This window comes from Fulvivirga lutimaris (genome assembly GCF_009711525.1).
Lineage (GTDB): Bacteria > Bacteroidota > Bacteroidia > Cytophagales > Cyclobacteriaceae > Fulvivirga > Fulvivirga lutimaris.
The window spans coordinates 1-25,880 of record NZ_SMLV01000417.1; the positions used below are offsets into that span (position 1 = coordinate 1).

Consider the following 25,880-nt stretch of genomic DNA (forward strand, 5'->3'; position numbering starts at 1 on the left):
ATATACTATTTCTTTGCAAATTCAGTTATTAGCTTAAAATCTGTTATTATTACAACTGATTTTTTAGTGTAGGAATGTAAAATTTCATTATTTGTGTAAAACTTATCAAATAGAAATGTTATTTTGCTCCCTAATAAACTTGTCAAACGTTAATATATATCGCTATATTAGTGTTTGCATTTAAATTTTTTGAATAATTAAACAAGTATGAAAAGAACTGCAGGCTTATTAAAAAGTGCTTTGTTGGTTGTTGGTGGTTCCATGATGTTAACTTCTTGTTTCCTTGGTGGAGGTGGTGGAAGGCCGACAAGTTCTCACCCAGGTGCACTTAGTACCGCAACGGGACTGGCTTATAATGACGAAGACAACAACGGTTTTGAGGTAAAGCCTTATGCCGGTCAACCAGAAGGACCTAATCTTGTTTTTATTGAAGGTGGTAGATCTATCGTAGGTTCCTTTGAGGAAGATATACTAAATAGAAGAGATAATATTGAAAGAACTGTTTCAGTAGCTTCATTCTACATGGACGAAACTGAAATTGCCAATATTCACTGGTTAGAGTATTTACATTATTTAAATGTATCTGACTCTTCAAGAGAGGTTTATATAGCTGCACTTCCTGATACTACAGTATGGGAAGCGCGTTTAGCATATAATGACCCTTATGTTGATCATTATTTGAGATACCCTGGGTTCAGATACTTCCCTGTTGTTGGAGTTAGCTGGGTTCAGGCTAGTAACTACGGTGATTGGAGAACAACAGCTGTTAACCAAAAATTATATGAAGATTCTGGTGAAGAACTTCCTGAAACTTCTGGTGGTAGAATTCCTCTAGAATCAGGTATTGTACTTCCTAACTATAGATTACCTTCTGAAGCTGAGTGGGAATATGCTGCAACGGCACTTATTGGTACTCAGTGGTTAGACGAAAATCAAACTCACCAAAGATTATATCCATGGGATGGTCACGCATTAAGAAATCCTTACGGTAAAGAGATGGGTTACTTCTTAGCTAACTTCAAAAGAGGTAGAGGTGACTACGCTGGTATAGCAGGTAAACTAAATGACGGTGCTTTGATCACATCTTACATTTATGAGTTCCCTCCAAACGACTTTGGTCTTTATAACATGGCCGGTAATGTTAGTGAGTGGGTGCTTGATGTTTACCGTCCTATGTCATTCCAGGATTTTGATGACCTTAACCCTATCAGAAGAGATGGTTATATGGATGAAACTAAAAATGAATTTACTGGCGAGCAGTATTATAACTCAGATTCTGAAAACAACCCTGAAGGCTTTACTTCATTAATTACTGATGAAGCAAGAGTTTACAAAGGTGGTTCTTGGAAAGATGTTGCCTACTGGATGTCACCAGGTACAAGAAGATACTTAGATCAGGATTCATCAACTGCAACAATTGGTTTCCGTTGTGCAATGATTAGAGCTGGTTCTAACTACTAATAAAAAAAGCTTTAAAGAAGCCCCGGTCAATGAAATTTGATCGGGGTTTTATATTTGGGGTTGTGTTACTTTTGACTTCCTAAAAGAGGTCTGCTTTTCATTAGTATTTATATTTCAGTGACTTATTATATCCTTTTAAATTAATTGAAATTGAATTCACATCAACATGTCTTAAAGAGGTTAGATCAAACCTCACCGTTCTTGTCACCATTGCACGTCTTGCATCAGAATTATTAAAGGAAATAATAAGGTCAACCTCCATTTCTCCTTTAGCATTAACTCTATACTCTGAATCCCATATCAAATTACAAATAGACCGATCGCTTATGGGATAACCCCCACCATGTCTAATTGGTATGAACATAAAATTATTTATGATTTCAACATTGCTAAAGTTTCCCGAAGAGGCAATCTGTTTGCCTGCCTTCAAAGTACCATATTGAGGTATTTGAAAATGAGATTCTGTTAATTCTGTCTCAGAATTTAAAACTTGATAGAATCTATCTTTACTTATGATCAGTTCCTTTTGATCTTCCAAGCGTACATTCTCACTAGCACGATCTACATCCGTTACAGTGCTAACTGCTACACAATTTGTAAAAAGGATGGCCATTAGACATAAACCAGCATGCCTCTTTAATACGTTAGGGTTTAACTTCATTATAGTTTTCATATGACGAATTTACTTCGCGGCAGCAATAGCCGCAACAGAGAGTGTTTTCGCTCCACCTTCTAAAAGAGCAGCTGCGCATGCTTCAATAGTTGAGCCCGTTGTAATTACATCATCAACTAACAAAATATGTTGGTCTAACACCGAATCATCTTTTATTGTAAATATGCTTTCAACATTCTTCCATCTTTCAATTCTGGTTTTAGAAGTTTGAGTAGTAGTAAATATCTTTCTTTCAAGGGCCATCGCTTTGACAGGAATATTCCATCTTGATGCCAGCCCATCGGCAAACATCTCACTTTGGTTATAACCTCTAATCTTTCTTTTCTTAAAATGGAGCGGTACAGGTATAATCAGGTCAAATGGTATAGGTTCAAATCTCTTACTAAGTTCAATGGCATACCTTTCACCTAACTCAAAAGCCAACTGCGGCTGATTGTTATATTTTATTTGATGCAGCAGCTTTTGAACTATTCCTTCTTGCTGGAATGTGAAAAACGCCAAAGCATGATCAAATTTTATTTTTCCATAGAATTTTTGAGCAACAAAATTAGTTTCCTCTTCATGGCTCTTAGTCTTCGGAATGTTGGTCAAACAATGAATACAAACCTGTTGTTCATCTTTTGCTAATGATCCAGAACACCCAAGGCAATATCTTGGGAAGAAGAGCGAAACGAAATCATCAATCATTGTCATTGATTAGATATATTTGTTGAATGTCTTAATATATAAAATATGAGTGCTGTTTCCGAATTTAATGATTATCGCGCCAAAATGAATGAGCGCATTTTAAATGCTGATAATAAAGTAATTAAAAGGATTTATAACCTTGATACAAACGCATTTGCCGAAGGAGCACTTGACGTAAAAACTAAGGAACTTCTAGGCCTGTCGTGCTCTATGGTCCTGCGGTGCGATGACTGTGTTAGATACCACTTGGGTAAATGCCATGAACTAGGGCTGAGTGAAAAAGAAGTTTTCGAGGCCTTTGCTATTGCAAACCTTATTGGCGGTACTATTGTTATTCCACATCTAAGAAGAGCTACCGAATACTGGGATAGCCTTAATGAAGCTAAATGATAAAAAAAGATCTTGATTTAGAACGTAAGTGGCAGGCATTGAGGCTTTCATTACAAAAAGTAATAGGCAAAAGGCCAAAAGACCTCAATGCTATCCTTTTTCTAATTGGTGTGCAAGAATTGGGTAAGGGCAAGCATTCTTTTGACAAAGAAGAAAAGCAAGATCTTATGCACATCGCTATTTGTAAGGTGCTCAGTCTTTCTGGTTTTTATGAGTTAGAGGGATTAGATGAAGAAGGTTGGCCACATTGGAAATTAGTAAAAACATTGCCTCATTTTGATCTTCTAGAACAGGAAAAGTTATTAAAGATGCATGTTATTGAATATTTTCAGACGGAAATGCCACTAATGGAAGATTCATAGGATAGCAACATAAACTTGAGTATCATCAACTACGTAATAGCTGTATCAGAGACTACTGAATGAGTGACAAGGAAAAAATATTATTCAAACAGCTAAGTGCCTACAAGCGTAAGTACTTTTTAAACCTTTTGCTTAAGGGTTTAATAATTAGTACTGCAATACTGCTTGGATTATTTTTAATCTTTAACTATCTGGAGTACACATTTCAGTTTGGCATTAATATCAGGTCCTTTCTATTCTTTTCATTTGTAATCACATCTATCTATCTACTTGGTAGGTTTGTTATAATACCAGGCTATAAAGTTGCGAACATCGACAAGGCAATGAATAACGAAATTGCTGCTCGACAGATTGGCAATTATTTTCCAGAAATAAAAGATAAGCTTCTCAATATCATACAGTTAAAAAGTAAATCCGGTGATTCTTACTTTGTTAACGCAGGTATAAATCAGAAAATGGAGGCTCTTCCACCCATCAGTTATGATCAGGCCATAGAACTAAAGGCAAACAACAAATTCTTGCCATGGCTGCTGGTACCTCTTGCATTAATTGCTGCTATAATACTTTTTAATCCTAAAATGATATTGACGAGTACTTCAAGAATAACTCAGTTCAATAAAGATTTTATTCCCCAAGCTCCATTTGATTTTAATTTTCTCAACGAATCAAAAAAGGCCTTTAAAAACGAAGACTTTACCATAAGCCTTAAAATAGAAGGCACTTCCTTGCCAGATAATGTATATATAAATAATGATGGCCGAAAGTTTAAAATGGCATCCGTGAGCAATGACTTGTTTACCTATACATTCAACAAAATTCAGAATACTAAATCTATAAAGTTTGAGGCTTCAGGCTTCCAATCAGCAACCTATAAAGTCAACGTCTTCCAAAGGCCTGATTTAAGAAACTTCAATCTATATTTCGAATACCCGAAATATCTAAATAAAAAAACAGAGCGAATCTCTAATATTGGCAATGCAATAGTACCAGAAGGGACAAATATCAAATGGCAGTTAAATACACTTGAAGCCAAGCAGGCATTTATACAGTTTGATTCAAAGAGTTCTGAAGAAATACCAATGGAACTATCTGACAATCAAATATTTGAGTATGATAAAATCATGAAGTCATCTGATAAATATCAGTTGAAACTTTCTAATGATCATAGCCTTAACAAAGATCCTATTATCTACAATATTGATGTTATAAAAGACGAGTTCCCCAAGATCATTAGCGAAGTCTATCCTGACACTACACTATATAGTCAAATTAGCTTCGCAGGTAATGTTCTTGATGACTATGGCCTGACACAGCTAAAGTTATTTTATAGTTTTGATAATGAAAACTACCAATCCATCAACATTCCAATATTAAATGGTCAAACAAGTCAGCGCTATTTTTACAACTGGGTTTTAGACTCTCTGCTCACTGATACCGGCAAGTTGAGCTATTATCTTCAGGTATGGGACAATGATGGTGTCAATGGACGAAAATCAACCAAGACTGCCACCTACAAGTTTGAGTTACCTAATAAAAAGGAAATTAAGGACAACATTGACAAAGTCGCCCAACAAACTGAAAGCAAAATTGATAAGACCCTACAAGATGCTAAAGAATTAAAAGAGCAGCTCGAGGAAGCCGAAAAAAGAATTAAAGGGAAAAAGGAACTCAACTGGCAGGACGATAAGCAAATCAAAGATTTGTTAAAGCAGCGCGAAGCTCTGAACGAAGCTATCGAAGAACTCAAAGAGCAGAATAGAAATAATAGCATCAAAAGAGAAAAGTTCTCCCAGCAGGATGAAAAAATAAAAGAGCGTGTCCAAAAGTTGCAAGAATTAATGGACGAGCTGTTAGATGATGAAACCAAAAAACTTTATGAAGAACTGAAACAGCTTCTTGAGCAAAATCAAGATGTAGAAGACATCCAGGAGTTACTGGATAAAATCAATAATAAAGAAACCAACCTTGAGCAAGAGTTGGAAAGAACTTTGGAATTATTCAAAAGAATGAAATTTGAGTTCGAGTTGAACGAAGCACTCAACGAACTTAAGGAACAAATCACTGATCAGGAACGCCTTATACGTGAAACAGACAAGCAGAAGGGTGAGGGAACTGAAAAATCCAGCACTCTCGAGGAACAAGAAGAAAAAAATCAATATGAAGAAAATAATTTAAAAAGTAAGGATTCTGATGTATTGAAAGAAAATCAGGAAGAATTGCAAGAAGAATTTAAAGAATTGCAAGAGGATTTGGAAAAGCTAAATGAGCATAATCAATCGCTGAAAAATCCAGAATCTTTACCAAATACACAAGAAGAACAAGAATCTGTTGAAGAAAACCAACAAGAGAGCAAAGAGAATCTTGAAAACAATCAAAGACAAAAATCTAAAGAAAGTCAGAAAAAAGCTCGAGATGCCATGAAGCAAATGGAGCAGAAATTATCTCAAATGCAAAGCAGTATGGAGATGGATGCCATGCAAGAAAACCTGGATGACCTGAGAGCAATTGTTTACAACCTCTTAAGACTTTCTTTCGAGCAGGAGAATCTGATGAATGAATTTACAGGTGTTAAGCAAAGTGATCCTCGATTCATTGAACTTTCCCAAAAGCAGTTGAAGCTAAAAGACGATTCGCAAATTGTTCAGGACAGTTTGCTTGCATTGGCTAATCGTGTGTTTCAAATCGCTTCTTTTGTAACTCGTGAGGTAACATCCATGAATGAGCACATGGATAAATCTGTAGAGGCTATTAAGGAACGAAAGAAACCTATAGCTGTATCAGAGCAACAGTTTGCCATGACATCCATTAATAATTTGGCGCTTTTGCTTGATGATGTCCTACAGCAAATGCAATCTGCTATGGCCGATGCTATGGGGAAACCTCAGAAAAAGAAGGGAAACCAAAAGACACCGAGCCTGAGTGAACTACAACATCAGCTTAATGGCAAGATTGAAGAGCTTAAAGAAAGTGGTAAATCAGGAAGAGAACTCTCTGAAGAGCTTGCAAAATTGGCTGCTGAACAGGAAAGAATAAGACAAGCACTAAAAGAAGCACAAGATAAAGCCGGACAGAATGATAACGGTAAAATGCCTGGACAAGGTCTTCCTAAGAAAATGGAAGAAACTGAAAGTGATTTAGTAAATAAGCGACTGACAACCGAGACAATTCTGCGACAGAAAGAGATATTGACCAGGCTTCTTGAAGCTGAAGATGCCTTAAGAGAAAGAGATCTGGACGAAGAAAGAAAAGCTGAAACGGCCAAAGATTATGAGAAAGCAGTGCCTCGTGCTTTCGAAGAATATTTTAAACTTAAGGAGCAAGAAATAGAGCTATTAAAAACTATTCCACCAAAACTATATCCTTATTACAAAAACGAAATTAATGAGTATTTTAGGCGAATCGGTGAATTGAATAACAAGCAATCAGAATGAAAAGTATCAAAATAGAAATTCCATCACTTACGGAGAATATCCGAATGATCGAAAGCTTTATAGATAATGCCAAAGAAAAGTTTCAGCTTGATGATGACATTTATGGCAATATTATGATTGCTGTTACGGAGGCAGTAAACAATGCCATCAAGCATGGTAACAAAGGCGACAAGGATAAAAATGTGAAATTATCTCTTGGTTTAGAGGACAGTATGATCACCTTTCTTATCCAGGATGAGGGCAATGGCTTTGATTTTCAAAATTTGCCAGACCCCACAGCTCCTGAAAATCTTGAGAAGCCAGGAGGAAGAGGAATCTTTTTAATGAAGCATTTGTCTGATGAAGTTTCATTTCTTGATGAAGGAAAAACTGTTTCCTTAAATTTCTACATAAATTAATGAGTCACATTCACTTCTTTGAAGAGGACATTGACTTTAAACCAGAGCACTCTTCTCAAATAACAAAGTGGTTAAATGATGTCATTACTGTTGAGAATCACACCTTAGTTGAATTAAACTATATCTTTTGTTCTGATGAGTATCTGTATCAAATGAATGTAGATTATCTTGATCATGATACCTACACAGATATTATAACCTTCGACAATTCAGAAAGTGAAGAGGAAATAGAAGGAGATATATTCATCAGTATCGATCGAATTAAAGAGAATTCTCAATCAATGGCCATTAGTTTCCAGGAAGAGTTGCACAGAGTAATAGCTCATGGGTTATTACATCTCCTTGGCTATAATGACAAAACAGAAGAGGAAAAGGCCATGATGCGAAAAAAAGAAGAAGCTTGTTTATCTTTGCTCCCCAAACTTTAAAAGAAACTGTTCCACGTGGAACACAAGTTTTATAAGAACTGTTAATGTTCCACGTGAAACACTTAAGAAAATAATGTTTTCAGAATACGATGTGATAGTAGTAGGAGCAGGACATGCCGGATGTGAAGCCGCTCATGCCGCTGCTAAAATGGGTTCAAAAGTTCTATTGGTAACAATGAACATGAACACCATTGCCCAAATGTCCTGCAATCCAGCTATGGGTGGAATTGCCAAAGGGCAAATTGTAAGAGAAATAGATGCATTGGGAGGTATGTCTGGAATAATCTCAGATTTATCCATGATACAGTTTCGCATGCTTAATATGTCAAAAGGGCCTGCCATGTGGAGTCCCCGTACACAAAATGACAGAATGAAGTTTGCCGAAGAGTGGAGATTAGCTCTTGAAAGAACACCTAATGTAGACTTTTGGCAAGAAATGGCTACTGGAATACTTGTTGAAAACAATAAGGTTGTAGGTATTACTACTTCTTTAGGCCTGGAAATAAAGGCAAAGTCAGTTGTTCTAACTAATGGAACATTCCTAAACGGAATCATTCATATAGGTGAAAAGCAATTTGGAGGTGGTAGAACAGGCGAAAGAGCGGCAAAGGGAATTACTGAACAGTTGACTAAACTAGGCTTTGAAGCAGGAAGAATGAAGACAGGAACTCCTCCAAGAGTAGACAGCAGAAGCCTGGATTATACCAAAATGGAAGAACAGAAAGGTGACGAGAAACCAGGTAAATTCTCCTATACAGATACCAAACCATTATCTGAGCAGAGGAGTTGTTATATAACCTATACCAATAATGAAGTACATGAAACACTTCAAACTGGTTTTGACAAGTCGCCAATGTTTAATGGCAGGATTCAGGGAATAGGCCCAAGGTATTGCCCTTCTATTGAAGATAAAATAAACAGGTTTGCTGAAAGAGAACGTCATCAGATTTTCGTTGAGCCTGAAGGCTGGAACACCGTAGAGATATATGTCAATGGCTTTTCTACCTCTTTACCTGAAGATGTACAATACGAATCATTGAAAAAGATACCCGGCTTTGAGAATGTTAAGATGTTCAGACCTGGCTATGCTATTGAATACGACTACTTTCCACCGACACAACTAAGCCTGACTTTAGAAACCAAGTTGATTGAAAACCTGTACTTTGCTGGACAAATCAATGGTACCACAGGTTATGAAGAAGCCGCATGTCAAGGTCTAATGGCCGGCATTAATGCTCATAATAAAGTGCATGGCAAAGAACCATTTACTCTTAAAAGATCTGAGGCATATATAGGTGTACTAATAGATGACCTAATTAACAAAGGTACAGATGAACCTTACAGAATGTTTACGTCAAGAGCTGAGTTCAGAATACTATTAAGGCAGGATAATGCCGATATCAGATTAACAGAAAAAGGGCACAGTCTCGGTCTTGCTGATGATAACAGACTGAACAATGTATTCGATAAAAAGAATGCACTAGATGCTCTTCTAAATGACCTCCACCAAAAGCGCGTAGAACCCTCCGTTTCTAATGACGTATTGCAAGATTTAAATACCGCCACATTAAAGCAGAGGGTTCCCGTAATTAATATTTTAAAACGACCTGAAGTTAATATTCAACACCTTAAAGAGCTCAACCCAGAACTCAACTCTTACTTATCTAAGTATGATAATGACATCTTACAACAAGCAGAGATAGCTGTTAAGTACGAAACCTACATTGAAAAGGAACGCCTACTTGCAGAAAAGATGGAGTCATTGGAGGACAAAAAGATCAGAAACAACTTTGACTATAACGAAATCAAAGCGCTTTCATCGGAAGGCAGACAGAAGCTTATACACATTAAACCCAGTACAATCGGACAAGCCAGTAGAATCAGCGGTGTATCACCATCTGATATTTCTATTCTAATGGTATATTTATCAAAATAAAAATGCTAGAAACTCTTGAAAGCTGCCCATCATGTGGGCATCAATCATACCACTCATACATAAAGTGTAAAGATTTCACTGTAACTCAAGAGGAATTTGAAATAGTAATGTGTGACAATTGCACCTTGCTATTTACGAATCCAAGACCAACAGCTAAACACCTTGGTAGATATTATGAGTCAGAAGAGTACATTTCTCATACTAACACAGCCACCAATATTATAGGCATCATTTATAAAGCTGTAAGATCAATTGCCCTTAAGTCAAAAGTTAAGCTCATTAATAAAGCTAGTACCAAAGGAACGCTACTTGACTATGGCTGTGGAACGGGGCATTTCCTGACTCAGGCAAACAAAGCTGGCTGGCAAATAACAGGGATCGAACCCAGTGAATCAGCCAGAGCCAATCTCGATGAAAATATAAAGAGTAATGTTTATACTGACATTAATCAATTAAAAAAAGATGTAAAGTACAATGTCATCACCTTGTGGCACGTACTGGAACACATATCGGATTTAAAACATACCTTAAATCTACTTGTCGCTAAACTAGCAGATAATGGTAAGTTGATCGTTGCTGTTCCAAACCCTGACAGCTATGACGCCAAAGTGTATGAAAGCTATTGGGCCGCTTATGATGTGCCAAGACACTTGTATCATTTCACACAAAAAAGTCTAGCACAATTATTGGAAAGTATGAGTCTTAAAATTGATTATACCCTACCAATGAAGTTTGACGCTTTCTATGTTTCTTTGCTTAGCGAAAAGTATAAAAGAGGTAGGTCAAATTACTTTAATTCATTCATAAATGGCTATAAATCAAATAGTTACGCTAAAGCAAATGATAATAATTACTCGAGCTTGATCTACATTATTAGCAAAAAATGAGAAGAATATTAAAGCAAGCATTTTACGTAGGCCTATTTATAACCTCTATACAGTGTGCCAACCAAACTGCACCGACTGGAGGACCCAGAGATGAAGACCCACCTGAACTCGTAACTTCAAATCCTTCCAATGAAGAACTTAACGTTTCAACCCAATCAATCACTTTCGAGTTTAATGAATATATTAAGCCCAACACAGCCAAAGAGCAAATCATAATTACTCCAAGATTAACGCAGGAGTACGAAGTCAATGTTAAAAAAGACAGGCTCATCATTGAACTTTCTGAACCTCTCTCGGAAAACACCACATATACAATTAATATAAGAGAAGCTGTGCAAGATATTACAGAAAGCAATCCACCTGATAATTTAAAAATAGCTTTTAGTACAGGTGCTTTTCTGGATTCGCTTAGTATAACAGGTGTTATCAATAATCAACTTACCAACCAATTTGTAGATGACTATAGTATTTACCTTTACGATGCCTCTGATACTCTTGACATCTTTAACGGTCCCCCATTATACGTAACAAAGACAAATGAAATAGGTGAGTACCTTTTAGAAAATCTAAAATCAGCCACTTACAACCTATTTGCCCTTAAGGATAAAAACAAAAATTTTATCGCTGATGTAAAATCAGAATCCTATGGTTTCTATTCTAGTCCTATAGTTTTAGATAGTAGCAACAATAATGTGGACTTTACAATTCAAAAATTAGATGTCAGGCCAATAGAACAAATCAGTGCACGACAAAATGGAACTACATACGAAATCAAATACAATAAAAATCTTAAATCGTATAATCTAGAGTTTTTAGACTCAGTCGAAATATTCAGCTCTTTCACTGATGAATACCAGAGCACCTTAAGAATTTACAACCCTCAGAACATTCAGGACAGTCTATTGACATTTATCCATATTACTGATTCTGTCAACAACAGTTCTATCGACACTGTTTTTGTGAGATTTGAGGAGACCTCACGAAGTCCTTTAGACTTTATAGCCAATTCAACGTTAGAAAAGGTATTTGTTAATGAACCTATTATTAAATCCTCACTTACATTCAGTAAACCTATTGCAACATTGAACACGGATTCATTATATGTATATATAGATTCATTGACTATCATTAGACCAGACTCTAGTCATCTACAATGGAACTATTCAAAAGATAAACTAGAGATAAACATGCCATTAGATCCTAGTCTCTTTTCGTCATCCTCAGAAACCGCCAAACCGCCTACTTCTGCACCCAAACAGAAGCTAGTTAAACCTGACAGTTTATTAACGAGCGATAGCACAAAACAAGAGCCTCCCAAACCAGATCTAAAACCTCATCTATACTTTGGTTTTGGAACGTTCATTAGTCCTGAAGCAGACACTGCGAAAATCATGAAGAAAGAATTAAGTTTTACAAAGCCCGATGCTTATGGAATAATGCTTGTCGAAGTAGAAACCTCTAAGACCTCCTATATTGTTCAACTGCTGAATAAAAACAACGAGGTAGTAGACAGTAAGAAAAATCTTAAAAAATTTTCGTTTATCAACGTGCCACCAGGAGATTATAAACTCAGAGTTCTTATTGACAGCAATCATAATGGTGAATGGGATCCTGGAAATATTTTAGAAAAACGCGACCCAGAACCAGTTATCTTTTATCTTAATTCAGAAGAAAAAGATCTCCTAACCATAAGAGCTAACTGGGAACTTGGTCCTAACATAATTAAATTTTAGTGTGGATAAGTAGCTAGTAACTTGTTGGTAAATTCAAACTTCTTCACACTTACACCGTTATCACTCTATAACAATTAAGGACTGAACATGTAACTTCTATGAACTAACAAGTTAACACCAACTTATAAACAATATTAAACGAAATAATATTATCCACAAATTTCCAAAGTTATCACCAACTAAACTATAAACATCTATTTATGAGTCACTTATATAATTTAATAATGTGGATAAAGAGTAAATAAAGTATACACTTTTCTACACCCATCAAATGCAAACTAATTTTAAATTTCTTTTCCACGTATCCACATGCTAATAATTAATAATAATTTATTTAATTAATATATATATTAAAACTACTGTGTAGACATCGTGAATAACTCAAGATATCTGATATTAATAATCACCTTATTTTTGCTTGCCTTACCGGCTTATTCACAGCAAAGTAATGAAGTGCAACTGGCCAATGAATATTATGGCCAGGGTGATTATGTTAAAGCAAAAAAATTATATGATGAGCTGGCCAAAGATTTTAGAAACATTCCATTAATCCACAACAATTATTATTTTCTACTCATAGAGTCGCAGGATTTTAATGATGCCAGTAAGTACATAAAACGGCTCATAAAAAAGTTTCCAGATAACCTCTACTATAGACTTGACTATGGATTGCTCTTACTGGCTTCTGAAGGTGAGGATAGAGCAAGTGACTACTTTGATAATATCATAAGCGATATAAAATTCGACTCTTATCTCACCAGTATTACGGCTGACTATTTTGTCAATAAAAAATTAACGCAGTTTGCAATTAAGACTTTTCAGGAGTCTCGAAAGGCATTAAAAAGCCCGTATTCCTTTTCTTTGGAAATGGCCAATATTTACAGGATAATGAATTCGAAAGACTTGATGGTAGAGGAGTATTTGAACTATGTAAGTCAAAACCCTTCAAATCTGAATTATGTAAAAAATACCCTCCAAAGTTTACTTGCCAAACCAGATGAATTAGAAAGCCTTGAAAAGCTGCTTTATGATAAAATTCAGCAAAATCCGGAAAGCGAAATTTATGGTGAACTTCTAATATGGGTAAATCTTCAGCAGAAAAATTTTTATGGAGCTTTTGTTCAGGCCAGGGCCATTGATCGCAGACTAAAATCTGAAGGATCCAGAACTTTGAATATTGGATTGATCGCACTTGATAATGACGACTATAATAATGCGATAAAAATATTTACGTATTTAATCAAGACATATCCGGGCTCGCATAATTACATTTTGTCAAAAATGTATTTGATCAGATCTTATGAAAAGAGAGTTAGGAACACCTATCCAATTGATGAGAGAGAAATTAGAAATCTGATAAATGATTATAACCAATTCATTGCCGAATTGGGCATTACAAGAAATACATTGGAAGCCCTGCGTAATAAGGCGTTGTTACATGCATTTTATTTAGATGAGAAAGATTCTGCGATAAATATTCTGCAAAAAATTATTGAAACGCCCAGAGCAAGCCCTGATATTAAGGCTCAATCTAAACTTGATCTTGGAGATATCTATCTTTTGATTGGTGAACCATGGGAATCTACATTGCTCTATTCCCAAGTTGAAAAATCTAACAAAGACGAAAACCTGGGATATACTGCAAAGCTTAAAAATGCAAAGCTCTCATACTATAAAGGAGATTTTCAACTGGCTGAAGAACATCTTGATATTTTGAAAGAAGCGACAACAAGAGAAATTGCTAATGACGCTATGTCGCTAAGTTTATTAATAAAAGACAACACCGCGCTTGATACTGCAGAAATTGCTATGAGACGCTATTCAGAAATAGAACTTCTACTTTTTCAGAATAAAACCGAGCAAGCAACAGCAGCCATCGATAGCATGATGAAAGAATATGATCACCATTCCTTGACCGATGAATTGATATGGTTAAAAGCAGATATTGAAACTAAGCTTGGTCATTTTGATGAATCAATTTCACTGCTCGATAGAATAATTGATAATCACGGCACCGACATACTTGGAGATGATGCTTTTTTCGAAAAAGCTGATATTATTGACCGGCAGCTTCACAAAAAGGAGGAAGCTATGGATTTGTATCGCACCTTTCTAACCAAATATCCTGGAAGTGTCTTTGTGGCTGAAGCCCGTAAAAGATTTAGAGAACTTCGTGGAGATTTTGACAAGCAAGAACAGCTTGTAAACTAAAAAATAACGTTTGCTAACAGTAATTTTCTTAAATTAACCTCTTTAACTTTTTAGTTATGGAGATGACTCGCTTATTCGAATGTCTTGACTTTCAATTAAAGAATGATTCTGTTGAAGATGCTTTCGCTGCAAAGCACAATGGACAATGGAAAAAATATAGCACTCAACAAGTCAAAGATATTGTTAATAGTCTAAGCTCCGGACTTTTGGATAGGGGCATTAAAAAGAATGACAAAGTAGGCATTGTTTCTTTTAACAAGCCAGAATGGGTATTTGCTGATTTAGCACTAAGTCAAATAGGTGCGATCTCTGTGCCTATGTATCCAAACTCAACTTCAGAGGATTATGCATTTATAATAAATGATGCTGAAGTAAAACTCACTTTTTGCGGAGATAAGGAGCTTTATGATAAACTAGAAATTACTAAAAAATCTATTGATCAGGACTTCAGTATTTATTGCTTCGAAAATATTGGCAATATATTCTGGGAGACTTTGCTGGTTAAGCCAAGTGACGAACACCTTAAGCAAATAGATAATCTTAGAAATGAAATTGCAAATGAAGACCTTGCAACAATAATTTATACATCAGGAACAACCGGAACTCCAAAAGGTGTGATGCTTTCGCACAAAAATATTTTATCCAATTCGATGGCTGTGGCAAGTATCTTTCCAATAAGTGGCAGCGGTTACAGAACATTAAGTTTTTTACCACTCTGCCATATTTTTGAAAGAACAGCATCTTATGCTTATATGCAAATGGGTATATCGATATACTATGCCGAAAGCATGGATACCATTGGCGATAACCTTAAGGAAGTAAAGCCTCACTTTTTTGCAACGGTGCCTCGTTTGCTCGAGAAAGTATATGACAAAATTGTGGCCAAGGGTTATGAACTTACAGGAATAAAAAAGAACCTTTTCTTTTGGGCGTTGAAACTGGGAGATAAATTTGAACCTAATCAGAATTATGGCCTGGGCTACAAGCTACAATTAGCACTAGCCAATAAAATAATTTTCAGCAAATGGCGTGAGGCATTAGGTGGTAATGTCCAATTTATAGTTTCAGGAGCTGCGGCTCTGCAACCACGTTTAGCACGCGTTTTTTGGGCAGCGCAAATTCATATACTAGAAGCATATGGTTTAACAGAAACATCTCCGGGAATTAGTTTTACTAGAGATGATGCTCAAGATGTCAGAATCGGATGCGTTGGGCCCATGCTACCAGAAGTGGAAGTTAAAATAGCCGATGATGGAGAAATTTTGGCCAAAGGGCCGAATATAATGATGGGTTATTACAAACGGCCAGACGCAACGGCCGAAGCCATTGATAAAGATGGCTGGTTTCATACAGGCGATATCGGTGAAATTGTTGAGGGTAGGTATTTGAAAATTACTGACAGGAAAAAGGAAATGTTTAAAACATCAGGTGGTAAATACATCGCGCCTCAGCCTGTAGAAAATAAATTCAAAGAATCAGTGCTTATCGAACAGGTCATGGTTGTTGGAGAAAGTGAAAAATTTCCAGCTGCGCTGGTGGTTCCAGCTTTTGATGCGCTAAAAGATTGGTGCAATAAAAAGGGCATTACTTATACCACGGACAAAGAGATAATTCTTAATGAAAAAGTGCTTGCAAAATTTGAGCGTGAGAAGGATCGCTATAATTCAGATTTTGCGCAATACGAAAAAATTAAGAAGCTAAAATTATTGCCTGAAATATGGACAATTGAAGGAGGTGAACTTACTCCAACGCTTAAACTAAAGCGAAAAAACATCATGTCTAAATACAGCAAAGAAGTATCAGAAATTTATAGCGAATGATCATAGGAATTGCAGGTGTTAGCAGATCTGGCAAAACGACTTTAGCAATTTCTTTAAAAGAAAAACTAGGTAATGCGGAAATCATCAGTCTTGATGACTATCCTGCCAAAATCGAAAATTTCAAATACATCAAGGATGTCATTGACTGGGAGCATCCATCATCTCTAGATTTCGTAAAAATTATTGATGTTGTTCGTGAAGCTGCAACGAAAAACGAGATCATAATAGTTGAGGGGATTTTCCTCTTTCATCATGAAACCTTGAAATCGCTTATTGATAAATTCATTTATCTAGATCTCGAAAAGGAAGATTTTTTAAAGAGAAAATTGCATGATAATCGTTGGGGTCATATTCCGAATTGGTACCGAGAACATATTTGGCAAAGTCATTTACTATTTGGGGTTAAGCCCGTTGGTGTTGAAGCCTTTGAGATAAATGCTAATTCAGGCTTTAGCTTTTCAGAACTGCAAGACTATCTGGAAAAGTAACAATGAAAATTAAAATCCCGATGAAGCTTAATGCGCATCGGGATTTTAAAAAGCTATTCGTTTTTCAGTGAATCGACAGGATTACTGATGGCAGCTTTTATTGACTGATAACCAACGGTAATTAATGCCACAATAATTGCTGATAGTCCTGCGATCAAAAAAACTTCGAATCCCAAAGTGATTCTATACACATATCCATCTAACCAAGAATTGATAGCCCACCATGAAATTGGTACGGCAAGGATAAAAGCTAAAAGCACAAGTTTTGTAAATTGTTTTGATAACATTAATACAATTTCATTTACTGAAGCGCCAAGTACTTTTCTAATTCCAATTTCTTTAATGCGTTGTTCAGCCATAAAAGCAGCAAGAGCAAATAAGCCAAGGCAACCAATAAAGATTGCTAAGCCTGAAAATATTGTAAATAACTCTCCAAGCTTGGTTTCAGACTTATACATTTTGTTAAACTGATCGTCAAGAAAAGTATAGTTAAAGGGAAGGCCATTGGCAAAATCATTCCATTTGTCTTCAATCATTTTTAAAGACGCCTGGTAATCATCTGTATTAATTCGCACAGAAAGTACACCTGTGCTTCTACCCATTCGAAGCGCAACAGGCCCAATATTTTCTTTCATTGATTCGAAATGAAAATTTTCTACAACACCGATGATCTTATAATTTACAAACTCATCATTTATAACACTTCCAGATGTTTGGTCGAAGGCATAGGTCTGGATCCATTGATCATCAATTTTTTCGAAACCAAACTTTCGCATTGCTTCCTCATTAAAAATAAGGGCAACCGAATCAGAAGCGCGATCGCGATCAAAATTGCGACCTTCAATAATTTCCATTCCGAAAGTCTGAATATAATCTTCATCAACATCCCACATCTGAAGACTTATCGTGTTATCCTGCGAAGGACTAACACCTTTTTCCCAGTAGGTATTATCATTTCTGTTGTATCCATTAACAGGAATAAAACCACTATAGGCACAAGATACAACAGGCGTCAGCTTTTCAACTTCTTCCTTAAATGACTGTCGTTTATCACCAAGCATGTATGGGTCATTGATCATCAGCAAATGATCTTTGTTGAAACCCAGTTTTTTATTTTGAATAAAGTCCAGTTGCTTTTGAATAGCTAGTGTACCAATGATTAATATAATGCTAATAAAGAATTGAAAAATCACCAGCCCACTTCTTATAGCTGAGCCACCAGCTCCGGTGCTCAGCTTACCCTTGAGAGTATTGATTGGCCTGAACGAACTCAAAAAGAAAGCAGGGTATACGCCCGCCAACACGCCTATTAAAAGCGCAAATAAGAAAATGCCTATATAAAAAATAGGACTGCCGGGAAATGTTAATTGTTTTTCTGCGAGATGATTGAACAATGGCAATAATACCGAAGCGGCAACACAACCTATAATTATCGAAATAATACTAATGATAATAGACTCTAATAAAAACTGTCTGATCAAATGACCTCTTACTGAACCAAGAGCTTTTCTAATACCTACTTCTTTTGATCTGTTAGCAGAGCGAGCAGTTGATAAGTTCATAAAGTTGATACAAGCCAGACCGATAATAAATGCCGCGATGATAGTAAAGAGCAAAATAGTATGCTCATTACCCATTGTACCGATATCAAAAATAAAATTGGATGTGAGATAGATATCTTCCATTGGCTGAAGTCTGAGCTTTACATAATTACCATTGGCCTTAAACTGTTCCATGGTCGAGCCAATATACTGAATCAGTTCAGGTTCGGCTTTTCTTTCGTAAAAGGACTGTATTTTCTTCTGTAGTGCACTCAGGTTTACGCCTTCTTTGACCCTGAAGTAGGTGAAAAAGTTATTGCTCAGCCATTGTTCGTTTTGAGCATCGGGTCTTGTTGCCAGTGATATTAACATTCTGAATTGCAAGTGTGAGTTTTTTGGTGCATCCTGATAAACAGCTGTGACTTCATACAAATCTTCTCCGTCAAGCTCGAGTGATTTACCAATAGGTGAAGTGCCTTTGAAATATTTCTCGGCTATAGATTTACTAATTGCAATAGTGTTTGGTCTGGTCAGTGCTGTTTTCGGATCTCCTTCAAGCACCGGAAAAGAAAAGAGATCAAAGAATGTTGAATCAGTATAATGAACCTGCGACTCCTTAAAACTTTCTTTCATTTCCGGAGTCTTCACCAGCCAGGTGCCGTAAGATCTAAATCTTACAGCGGTTTCTACTTCTGGTATTTCAGTCATCAATCCATTTGCAAATGGTGCTGGTGAAACAGGATAGCTAAATTCATTTTCACCAAACCGACCTTCACGAACTACACGATATATTCTGTCTCCATCTTTATGGAACTTATCATAGCTCATCTCATTAGCTACAAAAAGATAAATTAGCAAACTGCACGCTACCCCTGCTGCCAACCCTGCGATATTGATGGCTGAGTAAAACTTGTGTTTTACCAGGTTTCTAAATGCTATTTTGAAATAATTCTTGATCATGATTTTAGTGTTGTTGTTTGAGAATTCAATAGTGTTTTTTTGCAGCTTATTTAACTTCTTGTCGTTACCAAAGTCTTTAATAGTTTCATCATAGGCTTCAATAAACCTTTGGCCAGCTTCCATTTTGGACTCAACTATTGTACAGATGTGATCAACCAGTTCGTCACCCAAGTCATCATCTACAATACCTCGATAGGTTATGTCCTTTATGATATAGTTGATATGTTCATCAGACAGAGTCATCCAAACTGTGGATTGATTTGCAAAACTTTAAACATGGTAATTATAAAAGCCTCAAAGTCTTCGATTTTTTGGGCGGCAGTGTTATTACCGCTCGGTGTAAGCAGGTAATACTTTCGAACCCGCTTGCCCATGCTGATTTTTTCAGTTGATAAAAAACCTTCAGCCTCTAGTTTATGAAGTGTAGGATAGAGGGCACCTTCTGTCAGCGTAAGCATTCCACCAGACAATTCTTTAACGCGCTGAGTAATTTCATAACCATACATTTTACCATTATCCGCCAATAGTTTCAGTATAATAGTCTGTAGGGTACCTTTCAATAATTCGGGTGAATGCATAATTCTTTAATACATTAGAGTCTTAGGTAATACGATAATACTTTGTTTTGGTTTCAGTTCCGAAAATTTTTAACTTATGTGATTAAACCTATAACCATGAAAAAATTTACTATTCCAATTCTATTGTTGGCAACAATGTTTATGTCTTGTGGCCCATCGGCCGAAGAGAAAAAAGCAGCTGAAGAAAAAGTTGCGGCTGAAATTAAAGCGGTTGAAGAAACTACGGAAGAAATTGCAGAGGATACGAAAGAACTGCAAATGGAAGTAGACGAGGCAACCAGTGAAATTGACAGTTTATTAGAAGACATTTAAAACTTAGAATTATGAAAAGGATATTACAACTAGTACTGGTGACTGTTTTAACAGTTGGACTTAGTAATGTTTATGCGCAGGGTAATTCTGAAGAGGCTAAAAAGAAAAAGGAAGAGAAGGCTCAGCAGGATAAAGAGAAGAAAAAGGATAAAGACGAAAAGGAGAAAAAGGACAAACCTGAGAAATCCGAAAAGGATAATGACCAGGCGGACAAGGAAGTAAAAGAAGAGAAAAAGGATAAAGAGGAGAAGGAAGAAAAGGAAAACGAAGGCAATGCTTATGGCAAGAATAAAGGGGAGCTTGAAGGAAAGGAATTTGGTCAACAGCGTGCAGCTGAAGCAAAGGCAAAACGCGATGAGCAAATTGCAGAATCTGAACGAGCGATCTCTGAGGGTGAATCTTCAATAGCTGAATCAAAGGAAAAAATTGAAAAAGCGAAAGAGAAAGTGGCGAAGGAAAAGGAAGAAAAGTCGGTATCAGAAGAAGTGATAAAAACTAAGGAGGAAAAGATATCACAGGCTGAACAGAAGGTTAAGGAACTTGAGGAGAAGGTAAAAGCCGAAAAGGCAAGGCTCAAAAAGAAGATGGAGGAAATAGAAAAGGTAGCCAAGGAAGAAATAGAGCAATAAATGAAAAAGCGACTTCAAGTCGCTTTTTTTATATGGCCTGGGTATAGGCAGTATTATAATGTGCTTCTAACCTAGACCAATCAAAATTTTCTGCCAGGTCTTCAGCTTTGTTTCGTATTGAAATTCTTTGCTTTCTTGATGATTGGGTAAACTGATACATCATTTCGGCAAGTTCTTTTACTACAAGTTCTGGCTTCAATTTGTGTCTTCTCAGTAAATAAGCTCCGGACTGCTCATGACCAGAAAAATTTTGACCCAGATAATTTCCAAAACCGGTAAGGTCAGAAGTAATAGCTGAAACTCCTTGAGCAAGGCATTCCAGCGGAGTATAACCCCAAGGCTCATAGTAACTAGGAAATATTCCTAAATGGCAACCCCTAATAAACTCATTATAATCAATTCCGAATAAAGGACTTGAAGAATCTATGAAATCAGGGTGATACACAATTTTTACTTTGTCCAACGGGTTATTGACTAAAGGTGCTTTTCTCAAATACTGAATGATTTCGTCATCATCATCATTTTTTAAATTATGCGTTACCACTATTGGCCATTGGTCAGATTTCCATGATTGTAAAACTCTTCGGTATCTCAACTTCCAGTAATCATCTACAAAATCGTTCAAAGCAGGCATTCGAAAATCCTCTTCTTCCTGGGCTGCATCATAAAATAATCGTTCACCAATTTGATCCTGTATAGCATGACATACTTTTCTGAACTCTTCAAGAACGCCCTGCTGCTCCATCACTACTGGGTTGATAGACCAACTTGGCCTTTTGGTGATAAAAAACATCACCACATTTTTATCAGACTTTTCCTTTTTCAGCCTTTTGTTTAAAAGTGAAAGTGCCTCTAAAGTAATGTCGTACCCTTTATTCCTAAATTCATATCGTCCAGAGGTAAAAAAGTATAAGGTATTGTCAAGGTCAAAAGGAGTTGAATGGAAGAAATGGCCTATCACAAATTCATTAATATCTTCTTTATACTCTTGATGCAGATTCTGTACTTCATGGTACGCCACAAAACGTTCAATGTTGAGGCCATTAGGTGTGATGACATCAGGTTTTCTGTTATAAAAGGCCTGGCATTCACTTGCCGTAACGTCACTTACAGTTGTAAAAACTGTGGATTCATTGGCGCACTGTCTTTCAATTTGAGCAATGGGTAAAATATTATATTTCTGTGCTTCAAGGCTCCAGTCGTATTGCTCTAGCTTATTATAAAAATCCTGATCATTCATGGCAAGGTATCGACCCAGAGCCGTTGCGTGTGTGGTGAAAACTGTTTTAACGGCAACCTTATTTTTTGCAAGTTTTAAAATAGGTATTGACGACATCCATTCATGGAAATGGCCAATTAATTTTGTTTTGCCTAATGCTTCTGACAAATAGGTATAGAATACCGATGTAATGTGAGCAAAGGCCAAAACCTTTTCTTGAAGCTCATCATTTGCTATTTCAATTTGATGTGATTTTTGAAAATCACTTTTTATAGAGGCAATGTCCTTAAGCGTAGATAAAACATCAATAAGTACAACTTTTGGTCGGCCGCTAACCAGCCAGGTACCATAAACCACTTCAACACCATCATCCTTCAATTTTTTAACAGCCTTACCCAAAGGGCCTGTGTGATTAGTGATAACATCAACTTCTGCATTTACCTGTTGGCCCACTAATGGTCCAACCAGGCAATAGCGATCTCCCCACTGACTAGATACCTCTGGCACTTTAGATCTGATAACCGTATATATCCCTCCGAGTTGATTACAAACCTCCCACGCGCATTCGGCAAGAAATGAATTATTGAGTTCTTGTGGTTGCTCGCTACCTTTAGTTTTCTTTTGAATTTCTGACCGCATGAAGTGCTGTATTTAGTATGTGAGGTTCTAACTAGCTTTTTGAAAGCTTTACAGTTAAAACGATTGCTTAAATTAAAATCGCTGTTTTGATAAGTTTTAACTAACTTCTAATCTTTTTCCATAGGCTTTCATAAATAATTTTAAATTAGTATGCATGCATAACATATTTTGCTATATTTGTTATCCTTCAAAATAGGGAATCCTATTTAAAGTTATACAACATACTAATGAAAAGAGAAGAAACAATTGATCATAATATTAAAACTGCTTGGCATGCTATCTCTCGCATGTACAATCAGCAAGCAGTTAAACAGGATATTACTACATCAATAGGTTTTGTCTTGTTAAATATTAGTTCAAAGGATGGAACTCCTGCCACTAAGATTGCACCGCTTATGGGGCTTGAGTCTCGCAGCCTGACAAGAGTTCTAAAAAATATGGAAGAAAAGGGGCTTATATATAGAAAACCCGATGCAACGGATGGTAGATCTGTCCGAATATTTTTAACGGATCTGGGAAAGCAAAAGAAGGAGGTTTCCAGAGAGACTGTACTTACTTTCAATACCAAAGTGAGAGAGGTAGTACCACAATCAAAACTTGAAGTTTTTTTTGATGTCATCAACGACATTAATAAAATCATTGATAATAATAAAACCTACGAAAACGCAAATAATCAAAACTAATGACAAGACGTATAAAAAAAGTAGCAGTATTAGGATCGGGAATCATGGGTTCCCGTATTGCATGTCACTTTGCCAATATTGGTGTAAACGTTCTTTTATTGGACATTGCTCCTAAAGAGCTGAATGACGATGAAAAAGCTAAGGGACTTACTTTAGAAAGTAAGGTCGTTAGAAATAGGATAGTAAATAGTGCTTTTACTTCTGCAGTTAAATCGAACCCGGCACCACTTTATGACAAAAGCTTTGCCAGCAGAATTTCTTTAGGAAATTTTGAAGATGACATGCCCAAAATCAAAGATTATGATTGGGTAATAGAAGTAGTTGTAGAAAATCTGGATATTAAAAAGGTTGTATTTGAACAAGTAGAAAAATACAGAACCCCAGGCACACTCATTACATCTAACACCTCTGGTATTCCTATTCATTTAATGCTTGATGGTAGGAGTGATGATTTCCAAAAGCATTTTTGTGGAACACACTTTTTTAACCCTCCAAGGTATCTGAAGTTGTTGGAGATTATTCCAACACCGAAGACAGATCCAGAAATCACAGATTTCTTAATGCATTATGGCGATCTGTACCTTGGTAAGACAACAGTATTGGCTAAGGATACTCCTGCATTTATTGCAAACAGGGTTGGTATCTATGCCATTCTGAAAGTAATAGAGTCTATGAAAAAGTTGGGCTTAAATGTAGATCAAGTAGACAAACTTACTGGTCCGGTAATAGGCCGTCCCAAGTCGGCTACATTTAGAACATCTGATGTGGTTGGTTTAGATACATTGGTAAAAGTCGCGAATGGGCTTTATGCTGGTCTTCCAGATGATGAGGGCCGTGACACATTTAAATTGCCAGATGTTGTAGGCAAGTTAATGGAAAACAACTGGCTTGGCGATAAAACCGGCCAAGGCTTCTATAAGAAGACTAAAGATACCAAAGGCAAAACAGAGATACTGACCTTAAATCTGGAAACATTAGAATACGAGCCAAAGCAAAAGGCATCTTTTGGTACTCTTGAGGCTACCAAGCCAATTGACAACTTAAAAGAAAGATTTAAGCCATTGTTTAGTGGCAAAGATAAAGCTGGAGAATTCTACAGAGATTCTTTCTATGCTTTGTTCAAATATGTATCGAATAGAATTCCAGAAATAGCGGATGAACTTTACAAAATCGATGATGCATTATGTGCAGGTTTTGGTTGGGAAGTGGGACCATTTGAAACATGGGATTCTGTTGACGTTGAAAAGACCGTAGCTAAAATGGAAGAGATGGGTTATAAACCTAATGATTGGGTTTATGACATGCTGAAAGCAGGCATCAAATCTTTTTATATGGCCAAAGATGGTATCAGACATTATTACGATATCACTTCAAAATCATATAAGCCAGTTCCTGGGGCTGAGTCTTATATTATCCTTGATAATATTAGAAAGAGCAATGTGGTCTGGAGCAATACAGGATCAACCATATTCGATCTAGGAGATGGTGTGTTGAATGTTGAGTTCCATACTAAGATGAATACCCTTGGTGGAGAAGTAGTTGAAGGAATTAACAAAGCCATTGATCTGGCAGAGAAGGATTATCGTGGTTTGGTTATTGGTAACCAAGGTGCTCAGTTTTCTGCCGGAGCAAATTTGGGTATGGTATTTATGTATGCCATAGAACAAGAATTTGATGAGGTTGATTTTATGATCCGTCATTTCCAAAACACCATGATGCGTGTTCGATACTCTTCCGTTCCAGTTGTTGTTGCACCTCATGGGCTCACACTTGGTGGCGGTTGTGAAATGTCGCTTCACGCAGATATGATTCAAGCTGCTGCTGAAACTTATATCGGTTTGGTAGAAGTTGGTGTTGGTCTGATTCCAGGTGGAGGAGGTACCAAGGAACTTACAAAAAGAGTTTCTGACGCCATTGAGACTGGTGATGTAGAACTTAATGCTTTGCAAAATGCGTTTATGAATATAGCTACTGCTAAAGTGGCAACTTCTGCAGAGGAGGCAAGGGGCATGCATATTATGAGACCTCAGGATAGAATTAGTGTTAACAAAGATCGTCAGATAGCAGATGCTAAATCTGGGGTAATCGAATTGGCTGATGCTGGTTACACTATGCCAATACAAGCAAACAACATCAAAGTTCAGGGTAAAACAGGAATGGCACTTTTCATGGCAGGGGTTAACGGAATGAAAATGGGTAACTATATCTCAGAGCATGACCTTAAAATTGCTAACAAAATCGCATATGTGATGTGTGGTGGAGATTTGTCATACCCTCAGGAAGTTACGGAGCAGTATCTGCTTGATTTGGAAAGAGAAGCATTCTTGTCGTTGACAGGTGAAAAGAAAACGCTTGAAAGAATCCAAAGCATTTTGACTTCAGGTAAGCCATTAAGAAACTAGCTTTTTAAGTAT

Annotated in this window: 21 protein-coding genes; 16 read left to right on the forward strand and 5 right to left on the reverse strand. The window is 36.6% G+C overall.

Translation table 11 applies throughout. The features are described 5' to 3' along the window. Nucleotides 1-207: 207 nt before the first annotated feature. Nucleotides 208-1,461 carry a gliding motility lipoprotein GldJ gene (gene gldJ, locus E1140_RS16115; protein WP_155186184.1) on the forward strand — a complete coding sequence of 418 codons (1,254 nt, stop codon included), beginning with the start codon at nt 208-210 and terminating at the stop codon, nt 1,459-1,461. Nucleotides 1,462-1,561: 100 nt separating this feature from the next. Here the strand turns inward: gldJ and E1140_RS16120 are convergent, their stop codons facing one another. Together E1140_RS16120 and E1140_RS16125 are read right to left on the reverse strand one after the other, a co-directional pair. After that, entirely contained in the window at nt 1,562-2,134 is a 573-nt protein-coding gene (locus E1140_RS16120; RefSeq protein WP_155186187.1) for a hypothetical protein, read from the reverse strand. 9 nt (nt 2,135-2,143) lie between these two features. Beyond that, nucleotides 2,144-2,821, reverse strand: coding sequence for a ComF family protein (locus E1140_RS16125; RefSeq protein WP_155186191.1), 678 nt, complete (start codon nt 2,819-2,821; stop codon nt 2,144-2,146). A 45-nt stretch (nt 2,822-2,866) separates the two neighbouring features. Here E1140_RS16125 and E1140_RS16130 point away from each other — a divergent pair, with 45 nt between their 5' ends. The 11 genes from E1140_RS16130 to E1140_RS16180 all read left to right on the forward strand — a co-directional run bounded on the left by E1140_RS16130 (nt 2,867) and on the right by E1140_RS16180 (nt 16,905). Then, nucleotides 2,867-3,211: a carboxymuconolactone decarboxylase family protein gene (locus E1140_RS16130; protein ID WP_155186194.1), complete on the forward strand. Its 345-nt coding sequence runs from the start codon at nt 2,867-2,869 to the stop codon at nt 3,209-3,211. Next, nucleotides 3,208-3,573: a hypothetical protein gene (locus E1140_RS16135; RefSeq protein WP_155186197.1), complete on the forward strand. Its 366-nt coding sequence runs from the start codon at nt 3,208-3,210 to the stop codon at nt 3,571-3,573. The genes E1140_RS16130 and E1140_RS16135 overlap by 4 nt, the downstream gene beginning before the upstream one ends. Nucleotides 3,574-3,632: 59 nt before the next feature. After that, complete coding sequence (locus tag E1140_RS16140; RefSeq protein WP_246202978.1) at nt 3,633-7,004, forward strand: coiled-coil domain-containing protein; 3,372 nt, start codon at nt 3,633-3,635, stop codon at nt 7,002-7,004. After that, nucleotides 7,001-7,402, forward strand: a complete 402-nt coding sequence (locus E1140_RS16145) for an ATP-binding protein (RefSeq protein ID WP_155186200.1) — start codon at nt 7,001-7,003, stop codon at nt 7,400-7,402. The genes E1140_RS16140 and E1140_RS16145 overlap by 4 nt, the downstream gene beginning before the upstream one ends. Further along, entirely contained in the window at nt 7,402-7,830 is a 429-nt protein-coding gene (ybeY, locus tag E1140_RS16150; protein ID WP_155186203.1) for an rRNA maturation RNase YbeY, read from the forward strand. The genes E1140_RS16145 and ybeY overlap by 1 nt, the downstream gene beginning before the upstream one ends. Before the next feature lie 73 nt (nt 7,831-7,903). Continuing rightward, the gene (mnmG, locus tag E1140_RS16155) at nt 7,904-9,766 is read left to right on the forward strand and encodes a tRNA uridine-5-carboxymethylaminomethyl(34) synthesis enzyme MnmG (RefSeq protein WP_155186206.1); all 1,863 of its coding nucleotides are present in this window, start codon (nt 7,904-7,906) and stop codon (nt 9,764-9,766) included. 2 nt (nt 9,767-9,768) lie between these two features. Beyond that, on the forward strand, nt 9,769-10,653 hold the full coding sequence (locus E1140_RS16160; protein WP_155186209.1) for a class I SAM-dependent methyltransferase: 885 nt from the start codon (nt 9,769-9,771) through the stop codon (nt 10,651-10,653). After that, nucleotides 10,650-12,386, forward strand: coding sequence for an Ig-like domain-containing domain (locus E1140_RS16165; protein WP_155186212.1), 1,737 nt, complete (start codon nt 10,650-10,652; stop codon nt 12,384-12,386). The genes E1140_RS16160 and E1140_RS16165 overlap by 4 nt, the downstream gene beginning before the upstream one ends. A gap of 372 nt (nt 12,387-12,758) precedes the next feature. Beyond that, nucleotides 12,759-14,597 carry a tetratricopeptide repeat protein gene (locus E1140_RS16170; RefSeq protein WP_343034260.1) on the forward strand — a complete coding sequence of 613 codons (1,839 nt, stop codon included), beginning with the start codon at nt 12,759-12,761 and terminating at the stop codon, nt 14,595-14,597. Between the two features lie 62 nt (nt 14,598-14,659). Next, the gene (locus E1140_RS16175) at nt 14,660-16,417 is read left to right on the forward strand and encodes an AMP-dependent synthetase/ligase (RefSeq protein ID WP_343034261.1); all 1,758 of its coding nucleotides are present in this window, start codon (nt 14,660-14,662) and stop codon (nt 16,415-16,417) included. Further along, nucleotides 16,414-16,905, forward strand: a complete 492-nt coding sequence (locus E1140_RS16180; protein WP_155186219.1) for a uridine kinase family protein — start codon at nt 16,414-16,416, stop codon at nt 16,903-16,905. The genes E1140_RS16175 and E1140_RS16180 overlap by 4 nt, the downstream gene beginning before the upstream one ends. A 53-nt stretch (nt 16,906-16,958) precedes the next feature. Here E1140_RS16180 and E1140_RS16185 read toward each other — a convergent pair whose 3' ends face one another. After that, nucleotides 16,959-19,649, reverse strand: coding sequence for an ABC transporter permease (locus E1140_RS16185; RefSeq protein ID WP_155186222.1), 2,691 nt, complete (start codon nt 19,647-19,649; stop codon nt 16,959-16,961). Continuing rightward, entirely contained in the window at nt 19,646-19,984 is a 339-nt protein-coding gene (locus tag E1140_RS16190; protein ID WP_155186225.1) for a PadR family transcriptional regulator, read from the reverse strand. The genes E1140_RS16185 and E1140_RS16190 overlap by 4 nt, the downstream gene beginning before the upstream one ends. Before the next feature lie 96 nt (nt 19,985-20,080). Between E1140_RS16190 and E1140_RS16195 the strand changes: the two genes are divergently transcribed. Both E1140_RS16195 and E1140_RS16200 read left to right on the forward strand, forming a co-directional pair. Next, nucleotides 20,081-20,296 (forward strand): hypothetical protein, encoded by a 216-nt coding sequence (locus E1140_RS16195; RefSeq protein ID WP_155186228.1) that lies wholly within the window; start codon nt 20,081-20,083, stop codon nt 20,294-20,296. Nucleotides 20,297-20,307: 11 nt separating this feature from the next. Next, entirely contained in the window at nt 20,308-20,925 is a 618-nt protein-coding gene (locus E1140_RS16200) for a hypothetical protein (protein WP_155186231.1), read from the forward strand. A 28-nt stretch (nt 20,926-20,953) separates the two neighbouring features. Here E1140_RS16200 and E1140_RS16205 read toward each other — a convergent pair whose 3' ends face one another. Beyond that, nucleotides 20,954-22,783, reverse strand: a complete 1,830-nt coding sequence (locus E1140_RS16205; protein WP_155186235.1) for a glycosyltransferase family protein — start codon at nt 22,781-22,783, stop codon at nt 20,954-20,956. A gap of 227 nt (nt 22,784-23,010) precedes the next feature. Between E1140_RS16205 and E1140_RS16210 the strand changes: the two genes are divergently transcribed. Beyond that, nucleotides 23,011-23,466, forward strand: a complete 456-nt coding sequence (locus tag E1140_RS16210) for a MarR family winged helix-turn-helix transcriptional regulator (protein WP_155186238.1) — start codon at nt 23,011-23,013, stop codon at nt 23,464-23,466. Continuing rightward, nucleotides 23,466-25,868, forward strand: a complete 2,403-nt coding sequence (locus tag E1140_RS16215; protein ID WP_155186241.1) for a 3-hydroxyacyl-CoA dehydrogenase/enoyl-CoA hydratase family protein — start codon at nt 23,466-23,468, stop codon at nt 25,866-25,868. The genes E1140_RS16210 and E1140_RS16215 overlap by 1 nt, the downstream gene beginning before the upstream one ends. Nucleotides 25,869-25,880 lie beyond the last annotated feature (12 nt).

Coding starts and splice junctions, on each gene's coding strand:
- E1140_RS16190 (WP_155186225.1), bottom strand. CDS start 19,984: ATGCATTCACCCGAATTATTGAAAGGTACCCTACAGACTATTATACTG.
- E1140_RS16185 (WP_155186222.1), bottom strand. CDS start 19,649: ATGACTCTGTCTGATGAACATATCAACTATATCATAAAGGACATAACC.
- E1140_RS16135 (WP_155186197.1), top strand. CDS start 3,208: ATGATAAAAAAAGATCTTGATTTAGAACGTAAGTGGCAGGCATTGAGG.
- E1140_RS16120 (WP_155186187.1), bottom strand. CDS start 2,134: ATGAAAACTATAATGAAGTTAAACCCTAACGTATTAAAGAGGCATGCT.
- E1140_RS16140 (WP_246202978.1), top strand. CDS start 3,633: ATGAGTGACAAGGAAAAAATATTATTCAAACAGCTAAGTGCCTACAAG.
- gldJ (WP_155186184.1), top strand. CDS start 208: ATGAAAAGAACTGCAGGCTTATTAAAAAGTGCTTTGTTGGTTGTTGGT.
- E1140_RS16125 (WP_155186191.1), bottom strand. CDS start 2,821: ATGATTGATGATTTCGTTTCGCTCTTCTTCCCAAGATATTGCCTTGGG.
- E1140_RS16205 (WP_155186235.1), bottom strand. CDS start 22,783: ATGCGGTCAGAAATTCAAAAGAAAACTAAAGGTAGCGAGCAACCACAA.
- mnmG (WP_155186206.1), top strand. CDS start 7,904: ATGTTTTCAGAATACGATGTGATAGTAGTAGGAGCAGGACATGCCGGA.
- E1140_RS16215 (WP_155186241.1), top strand. CDS start 23,466: ATGACAAGACGTATAAAAAAAGTAGCAGTATTAGGATCGGGAATCATG.
- E1140_RS16160 (WP_155186209.1), top strand. CDS start 9,769: ATGCTAGAAACTCTTGAAAGCTGCCCATCATGTGGGCATCAATCATAC.
- E1140_RS16165 (WP_155186212.1), top strand. CDS start 10,650: ATGAGAAGAATATTAAAGCAAGCATTTTACGTAGGCCTATTTATAACC.
- E1140_RS16180 (WP_155186219.1), top strand. CDS start 16,414: ATGATCATAGGAATTGCAGGTGTTAGCAGATCTGGCAAAACGACTTTA.
- E1140_RS16130 (WP_155186194.1), top strand. CDS start 2,867: ATGAGTGCTGTTTCCGAATTTAATGATTATCGCGCCAAAATGAATGAG.
- E1140_RS16195 (WP_155186228.1), top strand. CDS start 20,081: ATGAAAAAATTTACTATTCCAATTCTATTGTTGGCAACAATGTTTATG.
- E1140_RS16210 (WP_155186238.1), top strand. CDS start 23,011: ATGAAAAGAGAAGAAACAATTGATCATAATATTAAAACTGCTTGGCAT.
- E1140_RS16175 (WP_343034261.1), top strand. CDS start 14,660: ATGACTCGCTTATTCGAATGTCTTGACTTTCAATTAAAGAATGATTCT.
- E1140_RS16200 (WP_155186231.1), top strand. CDS start 20,308: ATGAAAAGGATATTACAACTAGTACTGGTGACTGTTTTAACAGTTGGA.
- ybeY (WP_155186203.1), top strand. CDS start 7,402: ATGAGTCACATTCACTTCTTTGAAGAGGACATTGACTTTAAACCAGAG.
- E1140_RS16145 (WP_155186200.1), top strand. CDS start 7,001: ATGAAAAGTATCAAAATAGAAATTCCATCACTTACGGAGAATATCCGA.